22 protein-coding genes and 1 other annotated feature are annotated in these 19,893 nt (G+C 46.1%); all 22 genes read right to left on the reverse strand.

From position 1 onward, the window contains the following. Positions 1-193: 193 nt before the first annotated feature. Positions 194-808 (reverse strand): class I SAM-dependent methyltransferase, encoded by a 615-nt coding sequence (locus tag ACUC6J_RS21840; RefSeq protein ID WP_016818646.1) that lies wholly within the window; start codon positions 806-808, stop codon positions 194-196. A 156-nt stretch (positions 809-964) separates the two neighbouring features. After that, on the reverse strand, positions 965-1,330 hold the full coding sequence (rplL, locus tag ACUC6J_RS21845) for a 50S ribosomal protein L7/L12 (RefSeq protein WP_013373275.1): 366 nt from the start codon (positions 1,328-1,330) through the stop codon (positions 965-967). 68 nt (positions 1,331-1,398) lie between these two features. After that, complete coding sequence (rplJ, locus tag ACUC6J_RS21850; RefSeq protein WP_016818645.1) at positions 1,399-1,902, reverse strand: 50S ribosomal protein L10; 504 nt, start codon at positions 1,900-1,902, stop codon at positions 1,399-1,401. A 73-nt stretch (positions 1,903-1,975) separates the two neighbouring features. Then, positions 1,976-2,127, reverse strand: a sequence feature (ribosomal protein L10 leader region). A gap of 68 nt (positions 2,128-2,195) precedes the next feature. Then, positions 2,196-2,888: a 50S ribosomal protein L1 gene (gene rplA / locus ACUC6J_RS21855; protein ID WP_016818644.1), complete on the reverse strand. Its 693-nt coding sequence runs from the start codon at positions 2,886-2,888 to the stop codon at positions 2,196-2,198. 87 nt (positions 2,889-2,975) lie between these two features. Next, complete coding sequence (gene rplK, locus ACUC6J_RS21860) at positions 2,976-3,401, reverse strand: 50S ribosomal protein L11 (protein WP_007432595.1); 426 nt, start codon at positions 3,399-3,401, stop codon at positions 2,976-2,978. 73 nt (positions 3,402-3,474) lie between these two features. Further along, positions 3,475-4,008: a transcription termination/antitermination protein NusG gene (nusG, locus tag ACUC6J_RS21865; RefSeq protein WP_007432596.1), complete on the reverse strand. Its 534-nt coding sequence runs from the start codon at positions 4,006-4,008 to the stop codon at positions 3,475-3,477. A gap of 22 nt (positions 4,009-4,030) precedes the next feature. Continuing rightward, positions 4,031-4,222 (reverse strand): preprotein translocase subunit SecE, encoded by a 192-nt coding sequence (gene secE, locus ACUC6J_RS21870; protein ID WP_013312170.1) that lies wholly within the window; start codon positions 4,220-4,222, stop codon positions 4,031-4,033. A 20-nt stretch (positions 4,223-4,242) separates the two neighbouring features. Next, complete coding sequence (gene rpmG / locus ACUC6J_RS21875; protein WP_013373278.1) at positions 4,243-4,392, reverse strand: 50S ribosomal protein L33; 150 nt, start codon at positions 4,390-4,392, stop codon at positions 4,243-4,245. A gap of 333 nt (positions 4,393-4,725) precedes the next feature. Continuing rightward, positions 4,726-5,370, reverse strand: coding sequence for an RNA polymerase sporulation sigma factor SigH (sigH, locus tag ACUC6J_RS21880; protein ID WP_016324748.1), 645 nt, complete (start codon positions 5,368-5,370; stop codon positions 4,726-4,728). Between the two features lie 162 nt (positions 5,371-5,532). Next, the gene (locus ACUC6J_RS21885; RefSeq protein WP_016818643.1) at positions 5,533-6,054 is read right to left on the reverse strand and encodes an NYN domain-containing protein; all 522 of its coding nucleotides are present in this window, start codon (positions 6,052-6,054) and stop codon (positions 5,533-5,535) included. Positions 6,055-6,058: 4 nt separating this feature from the next. Further along, positions 6,059-6,805 carry a 23S rRNA (guanosine(2251)-2'-O)-methyltransferase RlmB gene (rlmB, locus tag ACUC6J_RS21890; RefSeq protein WP_019688718.1) on the reverse strand — a complete coding sequence of 249 codons (747 nt, stop codon included), beginning with the start codon at positions 6,803-6,805 and terminating at the stop codon, positions 6,059-6,061. Between the two features lie 55 nt (positions 6,806-6,860). Continuing rightward, positions 6,861-7,319 (reverse strand): Mini-ribonuclease 3, encoded by a 459-nt coding sequence (locus tag ACUC6J_RS21895; RefSeq protein WP_447249409.1) that lies wholly within the window; start codon positions 7,317-7,319, stop codon positions 6,861-6,863. Beyond that, positions 7,316-8,719 carry a cysteine--tRNA ligase gene (gene cysS, locus ACUC6J_RS21900; RefSeq protein WP_447249410.1) on the reverse strand — a complete coding sequence of 468 codons (1,404 nt, stop codon included), beginning with the start codon at positions 8,717-8,719 and terminating at the stop codon, positions 7,316-7,318. The genes ACUC6J_RS21895 and cysS overlap by 4 nt, the downstream gene beginning before the upstream one ends. A 24-nt stretch (positions 8,720-8,743) precedes the next feature. Continuing rightward, complete coding sequence (gene cysE / locus ACUC6J_RS21905) at positions 8,744-9,424, reverse strand: serine O-acetyltransferase (protein ID WP_013373284.1); 681 nt, start codon at positions 9,422-9,424, stop codon at positions 8,744-8,746. 481 nt (positions 9,425-9,905) lie between these two features. Next, the gene (gltX, locus tag ACUC6J_RS21910; RefSeq protein WP_447249411.1) at positions 9,906-11,366 is read right to left on the reverse strand and encodes a glutamate--tRNA ligase; all 1,461 of its coding nucleotides are present in this window, start codon (positions 11,364-11,366) and stop codon (positions 9,906-9,908) included. Between the two features lie 39 nt (positions 11,367-11,405). After that, a complete protein-coding gene (gene ispF / locus ACUC6J_RS21915) occupies positions 11,406-11,882 on the reverse strand; it encodes a 2-C-methyl-D-erythritol 2,4-cyclodiphosphate synthase (RefSeq protein WP_016818638.1) in 477 nt (158 codons plus the stop codon). After that, the gene (gene ispD / locus ACUC6J_RS21920; protein WP_290405381.1) at positions 11,879-12,577 is read right to left on the reverse strand and encodes a 2-C-methyl-D-erythritol 4-phosphate cytidylyltransferase; all 699 of its coding nucleotides are present in this window, start codon (positions 12,575-12,577) and stop codon (positions 11,879-11,881) included. Before ispD ends, ispF begins: the two co-directional genes overlap by 4 nt. 70 nt (positions 12,578-12,647) lie before the next feature. Beyond that, entirely contained in the window at positions 12,648-13,733 is a 1,086-nt protein-coding gene (locus tag ACUC6J_RS21925; protein WP_017427900.1) for a PIN/TRAM domain-containing protein, read from the reverse strand. Between the two features lie 190 nt (positions 13,734-13,923). Beyond that, on the reverse strand, positions 13,924-14,670 hold the full coding sequence (gene pssA, locus ACUC6J_RS21930; protein ID WP_016818635.1) for a CDP-diacylglycerol--serine O-phosphatidyltransferase: 747 nt from the start codon (positions 14,668-14,670) through the stop codon (positions 13,924-13,926). A gap of 54 nt (positions 14,671-14,724) precedes the next feature. Beyond that, entirely contained in the window at positions 14,725-15,801 is a 1,077-nt protein-coding gene (disA, locus tag ACUC6J_RS21935; RefSeq protein WP_013373290.1) for a DNA integrity scanning diadenylate cyclase DisA, read from the reverse strand. A 12-nt stretch (positions 15,802-15,813) separates the two neighbouring features. Then, on the reverse strand, positions 15,814-17,187 hold the full coding sequence (gene radA / locus ACUC6J_RS21940; RefSeq protein ID WP_013373291.1) for a DNA repair protein RadA: 1,374 nt from the start codon (positions 17,185-17,187) through the stop codon (positions 15,814-15,816). Between the two features lie 242 nt (positions 17,188-17,429). Then, positions 17,430-19,874 carry an ATP-dependent protease ATP-binding subunit ClpC gene (gene clpC / locus ACUC6J_RS21945; RefSeq protein WP_016818634.1) on the reverse strand — a complete coding sequence of 815 codons (2,445 nt, stop codon included), beginning with the start codon at positions 19,872-19,874 and terminating at the stop codon, positions 17,430-17,432. Between the last annotated feature and the right edge of the window lie 19 nt (positions 19,875-19,893).

Raw genomic sequence — 19,893 nt, forward strand, 5'->3', positions numbered from 1 at the left:
CAGAATCCTCATACCGGAAGATCTTCATCACTTGTAGATTTGCCCAAAATGGTTATATTATACGTAAGAGATATAAATACTATACCCTGTTACGCATAAATCTATTGACATTTCAACAAACTAAAGCCATGGAGGGCATCCTAATACTGACATTTTATAATGATATCACAGACCAGGATTCAAGTCAATGGTCCTATTGCATTTTTCTAAAACTTTTTTCAGCCTTTAAAATCCGATAACCTTTATCCTTCGTAACTTCTTCCACATGACCGAAAAGGCTCTCTATTTTAGCGCTCGCCGAAGGAGCACCCTGCTTTTTCTGAATGACGACCCATAAAGCTCCACCCTCATTTAAATGCTCATACGCAAGCTCAAATATGGTATGAACCGTTTCTTTCCCTGCACGTATAGGAGGATTCGTCAAGATCACGTCAAAACGTTCGTGTTGCACTTCTGCAAACAAATCACTTTGCTTAATGGTGACATTTTTAATTCCATTACGCTCCGCATTCTCTATCGCTAGTTGAACGGCTCGCTCGTTAATATCAACCATTGTAACGTGTCCGTCCGGGACAAGCGTAGCCGCCGTCAAACCAATCGGCCCGTAACCACATCCTACATCCAATACCGAGGCATTTGCAGGAAGTTGCATAGCTTCAATCAACACACGACTCCCATAATCAATCCCCTGTTTTGAAAAAACGCCTGAATCGCTGGCAAATCGATAGGAACGTCCACGCAGCACCGTCTCTAGACTTCGCCGTTCATGTGCCGTCTCTGGCCGTCTGGAGTAATAATGATCAGCCATTCACGCCCACCTCTTTCGGTTGTACGGTTATATTAACATCATAGCCTTTAGAATAATATTTCAGACCTGTTTGTACTACCGCTTTACAGCAACAAACCCCTTGAAGATCACCTCAAGGGGTTTGTTTTAATTCATTGTCTGCTAAAGAGCAGTCAATTATTTTACTTCTACAGAAGCGCCTGCTTCTTCCAATTTTGCTTTAACGGATTCAGCTTCTTCTTTTGCAACTTTTTCTTTCAATGGTTTTGGAGCGTTGTCAACCAGTTCTTTTGCTTCTTTCAGGCCAAGACCTGTAATTTCGCGAACTGCTTTGATAACGTTGATTTTGGAAGCGCCAGCGCTTGTCAAGATTACGTCGAACTCGGATTGCTCAGCTTCTGCTGCGCCACCTGCTGCGCCACCTGCTACAGCTACTGGAGCTGCTGCAGTTACGCCGAATTCTTCTTCAATTGCTTTCACGAGATCGTTCAGTTCCAATACGGACATACCTTTAATTGCTTCCAAGATTTGCTCTTTACTCATGGTTGAACCTCCATTTAAATTCGTATTTTTTTGTTCTTAACTGCTATACAGCAGGTTTAAATCCCAACTTATGCACTTTGCTCTTCTTTATCTGCAACAGCTTTAACCGCAAGCGCGAAGTTGCGCATAGGAGCTTGAAGCACGCTGAGGAGCATGGAAAGGAGACCTTCGCGGGATGGCAGTTCTGCCAGCGCTTTGATTTCCTCAACACCGATCACACGACCTTCTACAACTGCACCTTTCAGTTCCAATGCATTGTTTTTCTTAGCGAAATCGTTCAAGATTTTAGCTGCAGACACTGCATCATCTTTGCCGAACGCGATTGCAGTAGGACCTGTCAATACTGCGTCCAGTTCAGTCAATTCTGCTGCCGCAGTTGCACGGCGGAGCAGTGTGTTTTTCAGCACTTGAAATTCGATTCCGGCTTCGCGAAGCTGCTTACGCAGCTCAGTTACTTGGGCAACATTCAGACCGCGATAGTCTGCAACTACAGTTGTTACGCTCTCGCGCAATTTTGCAGCTACAACTTCAACAGCTTCTTGTTTTGCTTGAATCACTTTTGCATTTGCCAAACTGTACACCTCCTGATCAATTTATCTACTTTGTTAGAAACACCCATTCTGGCGTTCTACCAAAGTCGTTTTCACGAGCATGAAAAAAGCCTCCGTAGAGTACGAAGGCTTGATAAATCCACATGGACGGGACAAGCCCGTCGCATGAAATGTTCTATCATAACACCTCGGTAGGAAATTAAGCCCGAAAGCACCTACTGTCTACGGTAAGCATATTCAACTTTAACGGTCAGTCACAAGGACTCACAACTTTTACAGAATAACAAATTTGATTGAACGTGTCAACCGAAATATTATCTGTAAACAGATGTGTTCACACGTGCACTTGGTCCCATAGTCGAAGAAATAGCGATGTTTTTCAGGTATACACCTTTAGCAGCCGCTGGCTTCGCACGGTTCAAGGCTTCAATCAAGGCTTTAAGGTTCTCGTTCAGTTGCTCAGCACTGAAAGATGCTTTGCCGATTGGTGCGTGAATTTGACCTGCTTTGTCGAGACGGTATTCGATTTTACCGGCTTTAATTTCTTGAACAGCCTTGGCAACGTCGAAAGTAACTGTGCCTGCTTTAGGGTTAGGCATTAAACCTTTACCACCGAGCAAACGACCCAGTTTACCAACCTCACTCATCATATCAGGTGTCGCAACGCAGACGTCGAATTCGAACCAGCCTTGTTGGATTTTGTTGATCATATCTTGATCGCCAACAAAATCAGCGCCAGCCGCTTCCGCTTCTTTCACTTTGTCACCTTTTGCAAATACCAGAACGCGTTGTGTTTTACCCGTACCATGTGGCAGGACAACAACACCACGAACAGCCTGGTCTTGTTTACGGGAATCTACGCCCAGACGAACTGCAGCTTCAACGGTTTCGTCGAATTTAGCAGTTGCAGCCTTTTTCACCAATTCAACGGCTTCCAAAGGCTCATAAGTTGCTTCGCTGTCAATCAGCTTAGCAGCTTCCAGGTACTTCTTACCATGTTTAGCCATTATCTTTTCCTCCTTATGTGGTATTAGCGGATATTCCTCCCACACTTGCCGGACAGTCAAACCGCCGGCACACGTAGATTAATAAAATTAATCTACGATGGTGATACCCATGCTGCGAGCAGTACCTTCAACCATACGCATTGCCGATTCTACGGAAGCTGCGTTAAGGTCAGGCATTTTTTGCTCTGCAATTTGACGAACAGCAGCGCGATTTACAGTTGCAACTTTCGTTTTATTCGGTTCACCGGAACCTTTTTCGATTTTAGCAGCAACTTTCAACAGAACAGCAGCCGGTGGAGTTTTGGTGATGAACGTAAAAGAACGATCCTCAAATACCGAAATTTCAACCGGAATAATCAGGCCTGCTTGATCAGCAGTACGAGCATTGAACTCTTTACAGAATGCCATAATGTTGACACCTGCTTGACCCAAAGCTGGACCTACTGGAGGCGCTGGATTAGCTTTCCCTGCAGGGATCTGCAGTTTTACCATTTTAATTACCTTTTTTGCCATGGATGACACCTCCTTGACTCAATAGTGGTAGACGGACCTATTGATCCTCCCACAAGAAACCTGTAAGAAAAATCTATATTTTCTCCACTTGAGTATAATCCAACTCAAGCGGGGTTTCCCGTCCAAACATGTTGACGTGAACCTTAAGCTTGCTCTTCTCAACCAAAATTTCTTCCACGGAGCCCACAAAATTCGCAAAAGGACCAACTTTAATTCGCACGGATTCCTTAACATCGAATTCAATCTTCGGTTTCGGCTCTACCATGCCCATATGCTTCAGAATCTGTTCAACTTCTTCTGGAAGCAATGGCGTCGGCTTGGAACCCGAGCCTGTCGATCCTACAAATCCCGTAACACCTGGCGTGTTGCGTACAACATACCAAGAATCATCGGTTTGGACCATTTCGACCAAGACATAACCAGGGTAGACTTTACGCATAACGGTTTTTTTCTTACCGTCCTTGGTTACCAGTTCTTCTTCCATAGGAACAAGAACACGGAATATCTTGTCTTCCATGCCCATGGACTCAACGCGTTTTTCCAAATTGGCTTTGACTTTGTTCTCATACCCTGAATAGGTATGAACGACGTACCATCTTTTTTCCATATCAAGCCACCTGGAACCCTTCCTAGATAATCGCTTCGATCACAGCGGAAATGCCGATATCGAGAACCCAAAAATAAATCGTGACGAACGCAATCGTCCCTATGACAATCAGCGTATAGTTGGTCAGTTCTTTACGATTGGGCCAGCGAACTTTCTTGAGTTCAGCCCAGCTTTCAGAGAAAAAGGAAAACAGAGACTTGAAACTGCGTTTCACGCCGACTACACCTCCAAAAACTATCTGGTTTCCCGATGAGAAGTCTGTTCGTTACAGGACTTACAGAATTTCTTCATCTCCATGCGGTCGGGGTGATTACGCTTGTTTTTCGTCGTTGTGTAATTTCTTTGTTTGCAATTTGTACAAGCCAAAGTAATAATTACCCGCATGATGTGCACCTCCCGAAGACATCCAACACCGGAAGTCTCATAATTGATCCTAAAAAAAACCGCGAATTTAGGCCTACCTAAAACACTTTATCACACGGGGTTTTCCATGTCAACGAATGTTTGCATACATTTCGCAGTCCCGGTTGTGGTGCATTTTTACATCTGTCCATCCTTTGAAGCTGTTCTCTGAAATACTGCTTCAAAATCAAAGCGATATCTATTATTCATCTTTTTTAGTATAAATCATTTACAACACTTATAAACCTGCACAGCATACCCAAAACGAATAAAAAAAGACTCAAACTCGAGCCTTTTCCATGTCAGCCTCTACTTTCAACTATCCCTTACTTCCAGATACTTTTCAAGTTTACGTTTGACCCGTTGCAGCGCGTTATCAATGGATTTCACATGACGATCCAGATCTTCAGCAATCTCCTGATACGAACGTCCGTCCAGATACAACATAAGTACCTTGCGTTCTAGCTCGCTCAGAATCTCGGACATTTTGTCCTCAAGACCCACAAACTCTTCCTGATTGATAATCAGCTCTTCAGGATCACTTACTTGTGTTCCGCAAATCACATCGAGCAACGTCCGGTCTGACTCTTCATCATAGATGGGCTTGTCCAGAGATACGTAAGAGTTCAGAGGAATGTGCTTTTGTCGTGTAGCCGTCTTAATTGCCGTAATAATCTGTCGTGTTATGCACAACTCGGCGAAAGCCTTGAACGAAGCAAGCTTGTCTCCCTTAAAATCACGGATGGATTTGTAGAGACCAATCATGCCCTCCTGAATAATATCCTCGCGATCAGCCCCAATCAGGAAGTAGGATCTGGCCTTGGCCCGCACAAAGTTTCGATATTTGTTAATCAGAAACTCCAGCGCTTCCCCATCACCTTCATGGACTGCTCCGACAATGTCTTCATCATTTTTGTAATCAAACTTTGACAACATGATATCCTTGAGGTCCACACTCACTAACAATCCCTCCGGCTGCAACGCAAGGTACCCGTTACTCTCTCAAATATACGACAAGTATACGCGATGTAACCTGATACCGTCAACCACAACAACCTAAAAAAGAAGAGCGCTAACAAAATTGTCAATGGTTTCAAAATGGAGGGTATCCCAATTACTGGATCATTCTCTTCTCCAGCGTTCAAACAACTTTCGAAGCTCCGGACTCAGCTTTCCATCCAGCGAATTGCGGGACAATTTGGCGTTATCCTGCTGGATTCGCTTCTGGACTTCCCTTTCAGATTCCTCAATCTCGATCAGTAATTCTCGTGCCGATACTCTGAGTGCTCCCTGGCCAAAGGCCACATGCTGCTCTACCTGATCACTTGTCGCTACGTAAATGCTTCTCCTCTTGCTGCTCAGCTCACGAACTAATCGCTCGATGCACTCGTCGGCTGTCTCTTTTTCTCTCGTAAAATAAATCTGGACTTTGCTCTGGGCAAAGGTTTTACCTAATCCTGGCACCCTGTAAGCATCAAATACGACGATGACTCTTCTGCCCGAATACGCCTGATGATCCGCCAGTCGTTCAAGAAGTCTGTCCCTCGCTTCCTGCATACCAGATTGTACCAGTGCGGAAAGTTCGGGCCAGGCTCCAATCATGTTGTAACCGTCCACAAGCAGAACATCCCGCGTGTCAGCCATATCGTTAGCCCCGTGCCTGTCGTCCGCGCAAAACTTCGTACATGACGACACCTGCAGCTACAGAAGCATTGAGGGAATTGATTTGTCCCGCCATTGGCAGCTTGACGAGTACATCACATTTCTCGCGGATCAAACGGCCCATTCCTTTATTTTCGTTACCAATGACAATCGCTACGGGACCGGTGAATACTCCATTCCCAAAGACGGGATCGGTTGCTGTAACATCCGTGCCAACTACCCATACACCTTCTTCTTTAAGACGGTCAATGGTTTGTCCCAAATTGCTCACACGCGCCACCGGGACGTACTCCACAGCACCTGCCGATGTTTTAGACACCGTTACAGTTACAGCGGCTGAACGCCTTTTCGGCACTATAATACCGTGTGCTCCAGTGCAATCCGCCGTACGAAGGATAGAGCCCAAGTTATGAGGGTCTTCAATCTCATCGAGCAAAATCAAAAACGGCTCTTCTCCCTTAGCACGAGCACCAGCAAGCAAGTCCTCCACCTCAGCGTAGGCAAAAGGTGCAGCTTGCGCGACCACTCCCTGATGCTGAATGCCTGGAACCATTTGATCGAGCTTACGCTTGTCTACCTGCAAAACAATGATTCCTGCTTTTTTCGCCTCAGCTGTAATCGGCAGTGTCAAATGCTTTTGTGCATTATCCGCAATCCATATTTTATTTATCGTCCTGCCTGAACGCAACGCCTCTGTTACCGAATGCTTACCGGCAATCCATTCTTCTTCCATCTCTAGTTTCCTCCCGGAAAACGGTCGATATCAATTCGTTCAATCCGTCTCCAATTTATGATTTTTCTGCATTTTCCATTTGTGCAATTCCGTACGTAATCAACTCTCTCAATCTGTCCAAATGTCCATCACAATAAAGATAACCAATCAAGCCTTCCAGCGCCGTGGCATGCCGATACTCAAGCACATCAGCATTTTTGGGCAGGCTCCCTGATTTGGCATTTCTTCCTTGTCGGACAATATCACGTTCTTCATCCGTCAGCACCGTTTCTAGCAATCCCAACATACGGCTCTGTGCCTTGGCGGAGACAAGTTTTGTAGCTCGTCGATGTAAATGATTGGGACGCAGGTTGGGCTGTGCCAACAGATATTGCCGGACAGCCACCTCATACACTGCATCACCAATGTAAGCTAACGCAATGGGGGGCATCAAGCGAGCCGGCTTGGACGCAGGATACGGAAACCAGTTTCCCGCGCCTTCCACAGCTCCTGAGTTCAATGGATTATCACTCATTTCCGCCGCCACCGCATCCCCTGCGCCGTATCTTCAAGCACAATACCTTTAGCAGCCAATAGATCGCGAATTTCGTCCGCTCTACCCCAGTTTTTAGTTTTACGAGCTTCGACACGTTCTGCAATTAACTGCTCTATTTCGTCATCCAGCAGTTCTTCACTCGGTTCTGAATAAATGCGAAGTACACTATTCATCGAGTGGAAGGTTTGCAGCACAGCCTGTAGTTCCGCCTGATTGACAACATCACGCTGCAACAAAAGATTGGCTTCGCTGACCCACTCGAATACCGCAGTAATGGCATCAGGTGTATTGAAATCATCATTCATTTTTTCCTCGAATTGCCGTAATATCCCGTCAAGCTTCATTTGCAGCTCAGCCGATACTTCTCCATTACCTTTCAAAGCCATGGATAAACGATGCTTTACATTGGCGACTGCATTGGCAATCCGTTCGACACTATTCTCCGCCTGACTCATCGTCTCTTGGTTGTAGTTCAAAGGGTTGCGGTAATGTGTCGACAGCATAAAATAACGTAAAGCTTCGGGCTTGTGACGAGCTCGCAGATCTTTAACCAAAATACCGTTACCGAGTGATTTCGACATTTTTTCATTATCTATGCGAATATATCCGTTATGCATCCAGTAGCGAGATAATGGTTTACCCGTAATCACTTCGGATTGTGCGCATTCACATTCATGATGCGGAAATTGCAGATCCTGTCCGCCTCCGTGAATATCCAGTGTATCCCCCAAATAGTGACGAGCCATAGCAGAGCATTCGATATGCCAGCCTGGGCGTCCATCCCCCCAAGGACTTGACCAGTAAATTTCTCCCGGTTTCGCTGCTTTCCAGAGTACAAAATCCTCGGCATTCTCCTTGCGTTCATCCACATTGATGCGAATCCCAAACTGGAGTTCCTCCAAATTTTGGCCTGACAGCTGTCCGTAGTCTTTAAACATTTTGGTCCGGTAGAAGACATCACCATCATTTTCGTAGGCATAGCCTTTGTCTACCAGGTCCTTGATAAAATCAATAATCAGATCCATGCTTTCGGTTACACGAGGATTTATGCTGGCAGCAGGAACATTCAATCCTGTCAGATCCTCATGATAGGCAGCAATAAACTTCTCGGCAACTGCCGGAACCTCCATATTAAGTTCCCGAGCTTTGCGGATCAACTTATCATCAACGTCCGTAAAATTCACCACATAGTTTACATCATAGCCCAAATACTCCAAGTAGCTGCGTACCACGTCGAACACAATTACAGGTCGTGCATTACCAATATGAATGTAATCATACACTGTAGGACCACATACATACATTTTAACCTTTCCAGGCTCCAGTGGCACAAAAGGCTCCCGGCTCCTCGTCATTGTATTATAAATTTGAAGCGACATCGTTATGTTCCTCCCTCATGAAAATTATCCTTGTAATTTATTCTCTTGGGTCACCTGATGTTTCTGAGCAGATTGCTCCTCCTTCAAATCAGACAATTCTGCTCGTAATCGTTCTATTTCCATTTGAAGAGACCGTATGGAATCGACGACCGGGTCAGGCAACTGGTGACTAAGTCGATCTGGACGTCTGCCATCCTGTCTGACCACTCGCCCGGGGATACCCACTACCGTACTGTTTGGCGGAACTTCTTTTAGCACAACCGAGTTGGAGCCAATATTGGATTGCGCCCCAATCGTAAATGAACCCAATATTTTTGCACCGGAGCCTATAACGACATTATTCCCAATGGTGGGGTGGCGCTTCCCTTTCTCTTTTCCAGTTCCTCCAAGAGTAACCCCCTGATACAATACGACATCATCGCCAATTTCACAGGTTTCGCCAATGACAACACCCATGCCGTGGTCAATGAACAGCCGATCTCCAATACGAGCGCCAGGATGAATTTCAATTCCTGTCATAAACCTCGATACCTGGGATATAACACGGGCTAGAGTACACCACTTTCGCAAATAAAACCAATGTGCAATTCGGTGTGCCCAAAGGGCATGAACGCCAGAATACGTAAAAATGACTTCCAGCTTACTCCGGGCGGCCGGATCATTATCCAAAACAGTTTGAATATCGGATTTGAAATGCCTGAACATGTCGCCCTCCTATTCCCTCCATATCCTTGCCGCATCACACTTCACATTTCGCCAATTTTCGTAGTCACCAGCATTCTTCGACAATTTTCAGTCTACAGCGAGTCTGAATCTGATAAAAATGAAAAAGCGTCTCCGCAGCCTAGGCTGCAGAGACGCATATACGTGGTCCCACTCTGCTTCGAACATATCTGCTACAAAAAAAGCAGAAAAGTCCGTCTTTGGCGTCCTGTAACGGGAACGAATCGGCAAGCCCTTGCCACATTAGCATCGTAGGCTAACGAGGGTTCGGGCGCACGGCTCCCAGGCGCATTTCCTCCGCAGGTTATCTAGACGGTTCTCAGCCTGGGGTTTCCCCTCGACCGTCCTCTCTGGCAGATGCCCTTATGCAGTGTACTTCTCCTGTTCGCAGCCTTTACACGTAAGTATCAATCCATATCAATGGAGTCATTATAGCGAAAAGACAACAAATTGACAAGAAATATCAGCCTTTAATTTGTGCCTTAAGACGGTCCAATACCTTGTCACGTCCAAGTAGATAGATGGTCTCGTTCAGATCCCGTCCATGAGTTTGACCTGTAAGGGCCACACGAATCGGCATGAACAGCTGTTTCCCCTTAAAACCAGTTTCCTTTTGGACTTCTTTGATCAGCTTGGCCATTTGTGGAGCTGTAAATTCCTCGCTCGTTTCAACCTTAGCTGCAAAGGCTTTAAGTACATCAGGAACCTGTTCTTCAGCCAGAACAGCCGCCGCATCAGCATCCAACTCCAGATGTGAACGGAAAAACAACTCAGACAACGCCACAATATCAGACGCTGAAGTCATTTGTTCTTGGTATAAGCGGACAAGAGCTTTAGCCCAATCCTGTTGTTCAGCCGATAAATCATTCGGCAACAGTCCTGCTGCCTGCAAATGTGGAATTGCCATACTGGCAATCCGTTCAGGATCAGCTTTTTTAATATAATGATTATTCAAATAAGCAAGCTTGTTTGTATCAAATACAGCTGGGCTTTTGGACAAACGATTAGGATCGAAAATCGAGATTAATTGTTCCCGATCATAGATCTCTTCCTCGCCTTCCGGAGACCAGCCCAACAATGCAATAAAGTTGAATATAGCTTCCGGCAGATAGCCCAGCTTATCGTACTGCTCCATGAACTGAATAATGGATTCATTTCGTTTGCTGAGCTTTTTGTGATCCTCGCCTACGATCAGCGTCATATGACCAAAGCGTGGAGGCTCCCAGCCGAGAGCTTCAAAAATCATCAACTGCCGCGGTGTATTGGATACATGATCCTCACCCCGTAGTACATGCGATATTTTCATCAAATAGTCGTCAACCGCTACAGCGAAGTTATATGTCGGAATACCGTCTTTTTTGACGATAACAAAATCGCCGCTTTCTTTGGAATTGAACGTAATTTGACCTTTAACAATATCATCAAACGTATATTCACGATCTTCTGGTACGCGAAAACGAATACTTGGTACACGGCCCTCTGCTTCAAACGCCTTACACTGTTCTTCTGTTAAATCACGGTGTTTTCCTGAGTAACGTGGTGTCTCCCCACGTTCCATCTGTTCTTCACGCTCGCGTTCAAGTTCTTCTTCCGTGCAATAACAGCGGTATGCCAAACCGCGATCCAGCAAGTCCTGCCAGTATGTTTTGTAGATGTCCAAGCGCTCGGTCTGGCGATAAGGTCCGAACTCGCCGCCCACGTCTATACTTTCATCCCAGTCCATACCCAACCATTTCAAATATTTAAGCTGGCTTTCTTCTCCGCCCTCAATATTGCGCTTCACATCTGTATCTTCAATGCGAATAATAAATTTCCCGCCTTGATTGCGGGCAAACAAATAATTAAATAATGCCGTTCTAGCATTTCCAATATGCAGATGTCCTGTTGGACTTGGTGCATAGCGTACACGAACTTCCGTGCTCATATAATCTCCTCCAAATAGAATTACTCAAGATGATAGCATTTACTTGATTAGACAGACAACCGACTGAGCCGCGATTCCCTCGCTTCGCCCGGTAAACCCGAGTTGCTCCGTCGTCGTCGCCTTGACATTTACCTGGGATGACTCCTCTGCTTCCAGCACCCGGGCGATGATTTCATTCATCTGCGGGATGTACGATGCCATCTTGGGCTTCTGCGCAATAATTGTAGAATCGATGTTCCCCAATCGGTATCCCCGCTCTTTAGCCAGCCCCCACACATGCTCCAGTAGCTTAAGACTATCCGCGTCCTTAAATTCAGGGTCATTATCTGGAAAATGCTTTCCGATGTCTCCCAAGCCAAGCGCACCCAGGATAGCATCGCTAATGGCATGCAGCAGCACGTCTGCATCGGAATGACCCAGCAAACCTTTTTCATACGGAATATTTACGCCTCCGATGATGCATGGCCTTCCTTCCACCAGCTGGTGGACGTCAAATCCTTGCCCCACTCTAATCATTTGATATCCTCTCCCTCTGTCTTTACCCATAACGCCGCCATCTCCAAATCCTCAGGCGTAGTAATTTTGATGTTTTTGTAGCTGCCTTGAACGACAGTAACCGGAATGCCTAGCCGCTCCACCAGCATGGAATCATCTGTCCCCAAAAATCCTGTCTGCTCCGCTTCCTCATAGGCCCGCAGCAGATCGGAAAGACGAAAAGTCTGTGGCGTTTGAATACTCCACAGACTACGGCGATCCGGCGTTGCTGTAATGATACCATCCCCGTTCACTTGCTTGATCGTATCCTTTACAGGTACTGCCGCTACAGAAGCACCAGTACGCTGAGCAGCCTCCAGGCATGAACGTACAAGCTCAGGTTGAATCAATGGCCGCACACCATCATGCACCATCACCCAATCTGTTCGCAAGTGGCGCAAACCGCGATAAACCGAATGCTGGCGTTCACTGCCACCAGCCACCACCCGTACATTTTTACCAATCTTGTATTGATGAATCCAGTCTCTGCAGCGTTCCACATCTCCAGCTCCAGTAACCATCACCATTTCATCCACTTCAGGCATTGCTGCGAATATTTCAAGTGTATGTATGAAGATGGGCTTGTCTCGCAAAAGCAGAAATTGCTTGCTCTCCTGCGTTCCCATACGGGAGCCGCGCCCGGCCGCCACAATCACGACTCCTACCTGATTGTTCATTCAAATAACTCCTGCCCTGATCGCACTTGGACGATCCGTATGATAACACATCTACTTCATCATACCTCGTTTATTGAGCTTTTTCCAATAATTTCGGTTTAGCAAAGATCATACGGCCCGCAGAGGTCTGAAGTACGCTTGTGACCAGTACTTCCATGAGAGAGCCAATATAGTCACGTCCACCCTCCACAACAATCATCGTACCATCATCCAGATAAGCTACACCTTGCCCATGCTCCTTGCCATCTTTGATAATCTGCACCATAATCTCCTCACCGGGCAGTACGACAGGCTTCACTGCATTCGCCAAATCATTAATGTTCAGCACAGACACACCTTGAAGTTCGCATACTTTATTCAGGTTAAAATCATTAGTTACAACTTTACCCTGCAACACCTTTGCAAGCTTAACCAGCTTACTGTCGACCTCTGAAATTTCCTCAAAATCCCCCTCATAGATGAGCACATTCACATCTAGCTCTTTTTGAATTTTATTCAAAATATCCAGACCCCGCCGCCCACGATTACGCTTAAGTAAATCTGAAGAATCTGCGATATGCTGAAGCTCCTCCAACACAAATTCAGGAATCACAATGGTCCCTTCAATAAAACCTGTCTTGCAGATATCCGCAATACGCCCATCTATAATGACGCTGGTGTCCAAAATTTTATGTTCCTCCAGCTTTCGTTCTTCTACATCCGTTCCCCGACCAAAAAAGCCTGAACTCCAAAAGGATGACAACTCGTCCCGTTTTTCTAGCCCAACCATCAACCCCACATATCCACATACCAAGGTAACCGCGGTCTGGATAAGTAAACCAGGTGCCCCTAACCCTGAAAAGAGTGGATAAACTGCCAAGGAAAGGATCAACCCCACCGCTAAGCCCATGACACCTGCCATCATCTCATTCATCGGAATTCGTACCAAACCTTCAATACCCTGCTGCAATCGATTCGCCACGGACGCCCCTGCGAATGAGCAGCCAACCATAAATACCACCGCTCCCGCTAACATCCAAACAGCCATTCCTGGTAAAGAACCATCACTCAACCATTGTGGCATCCACGTTACTAAGCCTCCTATCCGCTGGTATAACGTATAGCCAAACCACGCGCCGCACAATCCTGTAAAAGTTAAAATAGCCTTTCTCCACATTGAGTCTCTATACCTCCTTTATTTTCTTTTCAATAGTCTGCTATTTATTGGATACATAGCACTTCCCTTACCAGTATGGTCCATTTCCCACATAACTAACCCTGTGTTTTCACTTTTTATGCATAAAAAAAGCATTTATCCCCTTGAATGAATCAAGGAAATAAATGCTTCTTGTAGTTCTTGTCTGACACTAACGTTGCGAATGACGATATTGATCGTCCTGTTCTTCCTGTTTAGAACGATCCCGCTCACGTCCACGTCTGCGTGATAACTTCCGAATGTTCAGCTTCATACCGTACAACGCATAAAGCACCAGTGGTACAAAAATCAGCTTCGACAGCTGATCAGGAAATTTAACAGCTAGAACCACCGCTGCAATTACGACCCACGGAGCAACCCAGATCGCTTTTTTCGGAAGGCCGACCTTTTTGAAATTTGGATATCTCATGGAGCTAACCATCAAATAAGAGACTAGCAACATGGCAATCGACATGTATAACAATGAAATCTCGTTATGGAATAAGGACAACGTGGCTAATACGCCACCTGCTGCCGGGATGGGTAAACCTGTGAAATAACCTGGTACACCGGGACGTACGTTAAATCGAGCCAAACGCAATGCTCCGCACATCGGAAAAATGGCTGTAACCGTCCAAGCCAAAGCCGAATTCGCATCATGAAAAGCAACCATGTACATAATAACTGCGGGAGCAACACCAAAAGATATCATATCTGATAAGGAGTCCAGTTCTTTACCGAATTCGCTCTGGGCATTCAAAGCCCGGGCCATCCTTCCATCCAGTCCGTCCAACAACATGGCGACAATAACCATAATAGCGGCAAGACTGTATTTTCCGTCTACGGCCAATAAAATGGCGATCATTCCGAGAAACAAGTTACCCAAGGTACACATGTTCGGAATTGATTTGGTAATCATCTCTTCACCTCAATGTATGAATTGTTCCATTATAATCCTTTCACTGTATTACATTTACATTTGTCTGTCAATGAAAACTTGTTCCTGTAAACGTTTAAGCCCTTCTTTAATCGTACGTGCACGAACCTCTCCTATACCATCCACTTCATCCAGTTCTTCTATCGTTGCTGTCATGACATGTGGAAACCGTCCAAATCGCTCCACCAGATTATGAATAATTACATTTGGCAAACGAGGTATTTTGTTCAGCACCCGATATCCGCGTGCAGCAATATATTCTTCTGATGTCGCTGCTGAAGAAGGGTAGCCTAGTAGACGTACAATATGATTCACATCCAACAATTCGTCATCCGTAGAACGTTTGAGTCCCAATATAATTTCACGAATCTTTTCGTCGCTATCGTCTTTGGCATAATCCTTATACAGTAACCATGCTTCTTCCTCAATATTGCTGACAAGCTCTTCCATCTGCATGCTAATCAGCCTGCCCTCATTCCCGAGCTCGTTAATAAATCGTTTGATCTCCATTTTGATGCGCAGCACCATTTCGATCCGTTGAATGACATTAACGACCTCCGGCATGGTAACCAGTTCTTCGAATTCAGATGCAGTTAAATTCGTTGAGGCTTGCCCCAATACGGATCTATATTTTTCTAACGTCTGAATAGCCTGATTAGCTTTCGTTAAAATAACCCCGATTTCCTTGAGCGCATACCGTAAAGTCCCCTGATACAACGTAATAATATTACGACGCTGGGAAATAGACACAACCAGTTTGCCAGTCTGCTTTGCAACTCGTTCCGCCGTCCGATGCCGAATCCCTGTTTCTATGGACGAAATGGAAGAATCGGGAATCAATTGCGTATTGGCATATAAAATTCGTTTTAAATCCTCACTCAATATGATTGCGCCGTCCATTTTAGCCAGCTCATACAAATAGTTCGGCGAAAAGTCACAATTAATAGAGAAACCGCCATCCACGACTTCCATTACTTCCGGGCTATAGCCAACGACCAGAAGAGCACCCGTTTTGGCACGCAAAACGTTTTCCAATCCGTCGCGAAAGGGAGTTCCCGGTGCCACAAGCCGTAGCAAATCGTTCATTTTATCCAGTTGGCTCGCTTCCTTCATCCTCAATGCCCCCTAATCTAATGCGGCTGCCAGTGCATCTGCCACCGTTCCAACTCCTATAATTTGTATCCCTTTTGGATGTGTCCAGCCCTTCAAGCTTTTCTCGGGCATGATCACCCGTTTGAAACCTAATTTCTCTGCTTCTCGCACTCGCTGTTCTGCTCGGGATACAGCCCGCACCTCGCCTGTCAGTCCTACTTCACCAAAAATCACATCGTACGGCTTGGTAGGAGCATCCCTAAAGCTGGAAGCAATGCTCACCGCTATGGCTAAATCCACCGCTGGTTCATCCAGCTTTACGCCTCCAGCAACATTGAGATAAGCGTCCTGGTTTTGCAAAAACATGCCCATCCGCTTTTCTAGTACGGCAATGATTAATCCCATCCGATGATGGTCAATCCCCGTACCCATTCGGCGTGGAGATGGAAAATGCGTAGCCGCAATTAGTGCTTGCAATTCAACCAACACAGGCCGGGTTCCCTCCATACTGGCAACGACTGTGGAACCAGCCACCCCCAGTGGCCGTTCGGACAGGAAGAGCTCAGAAGGATTCGCCACCTCACGCAAACCACTCTCGGCCATTTCAAAAATACCAATTTCATTCGTAGAACCGAAACGATTCTTAACCGCACGCAACAGCCGATACGTATGATGGCGCTCTCCTTCAAAATAAAGTACACAATCGACCATATGCTCCAACAAACGCGGACCTGCAATAGCGCCTTCTTTGGTCACATGCCCTACCAGTACTGTAGCAATACCTAATCCCTTGGCAATCCGCATAAATCGTGAAGTACACTCGCGCACCTGAGCTACACTACCAGGCGCACTTGTCACCTCAGGCAAATATACAGTCTGTATCGAGTCGATGACCAGAAACTCCGGCTTCAAGCTGTCCACTGCTTCTTCAATCGTCTCCAAATTCGTCTCACATAATACGTACAGACTGGGAGACAAAGCACCGAGGCGATCAGCACGTAGCTTCGTTTGGCGGACGGATTCCTCACCAGACACGTAGAGTACCTTTAAACCAGTTAAAGCCAGCTCATTAGAGGTTTGCAGCATAAGCGTAGACTTACCGATCCCCGGGTCACCACCCACCAGAACAAGTGAACCTGGCACCACACCTCCACCGAGTACACGATTTAATTCACCAATTCCCGTCAAAATTCGTGTTTCTTTGCCACTCTCCACTTCAATAATAGGAAGCGGTTTGTCTTTTGTGCTATGAGTAAGAAGGGAAGATCCCATTCCTTGAGTTTTTACAACGCTTTCCGTTTCTTCGACCATGGAATTCCATGCCTGGCATCCAGGACATTTTCCGTACCATTTAGGCGATTCATAGCCACATTCTGTACAGGAAAATTTAGTTTTCACTTTAGCCATACTTTATTCCTTGGCTCCTTCTTGACAACGATGATGTCAATTTTATCTTCACACAGCACCTGAAAGAGCTGTAACAATAAAAGTTTACCATTGAAGCTTGGCGGACGTAAAGCAATATCACAAACTTTCCCAAAGCTTTTACCCTACCCTTTCAAGGTGTTCAATACACAAAAAGGGTGCCTTCGCAATAGCTTTCCAGCCTGCGAGACACCCTTTTCTAATGTTTTATTTACTAAACTGCTTTAGGACTTCGCGGATACATTATCCTTTTTCGTTACTGTCAATGCACCGTTCTCTTCATCAATGTAGAGAGAGTCGCCTTTAGAAATGTTTCCAGTCAACAGTTCCTCGGACAGGCGATCTTCAATATGCTTCTGGATTGCACGACGCAATGGACGCGCACCATACGCTGGATCGAAGCCTTCCTTGGCAAGGAAATTCTTAGCCTTGTCTGTCAACTCAAAGTCAACCTCATACTCATTCAGACGCTTACGCAGCTCCTCAGACATGAGTGAAACAATTTCGGCAATATGTTTTTCTTCGAGAGAATGGAACACGATGATTTCATCTATCCGGTTCAAGAACTCAGGACGGAAGCTCTTCTTCAGTTCATCCATCACTTTGCCCTTCATGTTATCGTAATCCGCCCCAGCGTCCACAACAGCTGTAAAGCCAAGCGTGGAGTTACGCTTGATCGCCTGTGCACCAACGTTGGATGTTAGGATGATGAGTGTGTTACGGAAGTCAACAACACGTCCTTTGGAATCCGTCAGACGTCCATCCTCCAACACTTGCAGCAGAATATTGAATACTTCCGGGTGTGCTTTTTCAATTTCATCCAACAATACCACAGAGTAAGGCTTACGACGTACCTTCTCAGTCAGTTGGCCACCTTCTTCATATCCTACGTACCCTGGAGGCGCTCCTACCAAACGGGATGTGGAGTGTTTCTCCATATATTCGGACATATCAATACGGATAACCGCATTTTCATCACCAAACATAGATTCAGCCAAGGCGCGTGCCAGCTCTGTTTTACCAACCCCAGTTGGACCGAGGAAAATAAAGGAGCCGATTGGACGTTTCGGATCTTTCAGACCGGCGCGTGCCCGGCGAATCGCCCGACTTACTGCCTTAACAGCTTCGTCCTGCCCAATCACCCGTTCATGCAACAGTTGCTCCATATTCAGCAAACGATGTGTTTCTTCTTCCTTCAGCTTGCTGACTGGGACACCAGTCCAGATGGCAACAACCTGAGCAATATCCTCTGGTGTAACTTCGGAATCTGTACGCCCCTGTTGTTCTTTCCATTGGTTTTTAGTGACATCCAGCTCTTCACGAATTTTTTGCTCTGTATCGCGCAGCGCAGCTGCCTTTTCAAACTCCTGGCTTTGTACCGCTGAATCTTTTTCCTTACGGATATCTTCCAGACGGTTTTCCAGCTGTTTCAGGTTTGGCGGTACTGTATAGGAATTGAGCCTTACCTTGGAGCCCGCTTCATCAATAAGGTCAATAGCCTTATCCGGTAGGAAGCGATCCGTAATATAACGATCTGACAATCTTACTGCAGCTTCAATAGCCTCATCAGTGATTTTTACACGGTGATGCGCTTCGTAACGGTCGCGCAGACCATACAAGATTTGAATCGCTTCTTCCGGAGAAGGTTGATCCACCGTTATAGGTTGAAAACGACGCTCCAAAGCAGCATCTTTCTCAATATATTTGCGGTATTCATCCAGCGTGGTGGCACCGATACATTGCAGCTCGCCACGTGCCAGAGCAGGTTTCAGGATGTTGGACGCATCAATTGCGCCTTCCGCTCCACCAGCACCAATCAGTGTATGCAGCTCATCAATGAACAATACGATATTTCCAGCTTGACGAATCTCGTCCATAATCTTCTTCAAGCGATCCTCAAATTCACCACGATACTTAGTACCCGCTACTACAGAACCCATATCGAGTGTCATTACGCGTTTGTCGCGCAACGTTTCGGGAATTTCATTCGCTATGATTTTTTGTGCCAATCCTTCGGCAATCGCCGTTTTACCTACCCCAGGTTCACCGATCAAAACAGGATTGTTCTTTGTACGACGGCTGAGCACTTGAATAACGCGCTCAATTTCCTTGCTGCGCCCAATAACGGGGTCCAGGTTATTTTCCTTCGCAGAAGCCGTCAGATCGCGTGCCAGACTGTCCAGAGTTGGTGTGCTGACATTAGCTGGAGCACCGTGATGGCTGGAAACCGCCTCGCTGCTGCCGAGCAATTGAAGCACTTGCTGACGCGCTTTGTTCAGACTGATACCCAGGTTGTTCAGTACACGTGCTGCTACGCCTTCACCTTCACGAATAAGGCCTAGCAAAATATGCTCGGTACCTACATAGGTATGACCCAATTTACGTGCTTCGTCCATAGACAGCTCAATGACTTTCTTGGCACGTGGAGTATAGGCAATGTTCGTCGGTTGCTCTTGACCGCGTCCAATCAGTGTTTCCACTTCATCCTGGATTTTTTCCAGTCCCAGCCCTAAACCGATTAAGGCTTTCGCTGCTATTCCTTCACCTTCACGAATGAGTCCTAGCAAAATGTGCTCTGTGCCAATGTTGTTGTGTCCCAATCGAACAGCTTCTTCCTGGGCCAAGGCAAGCACTTTCTGTGCACGTTCCGTAAATCTTCCAAACATCATATATCCTGCACCTCCACAG

The sequence above is a fragment of the Paenibacillus sp. JJ1683 genome (assembly GCF_053006485.1).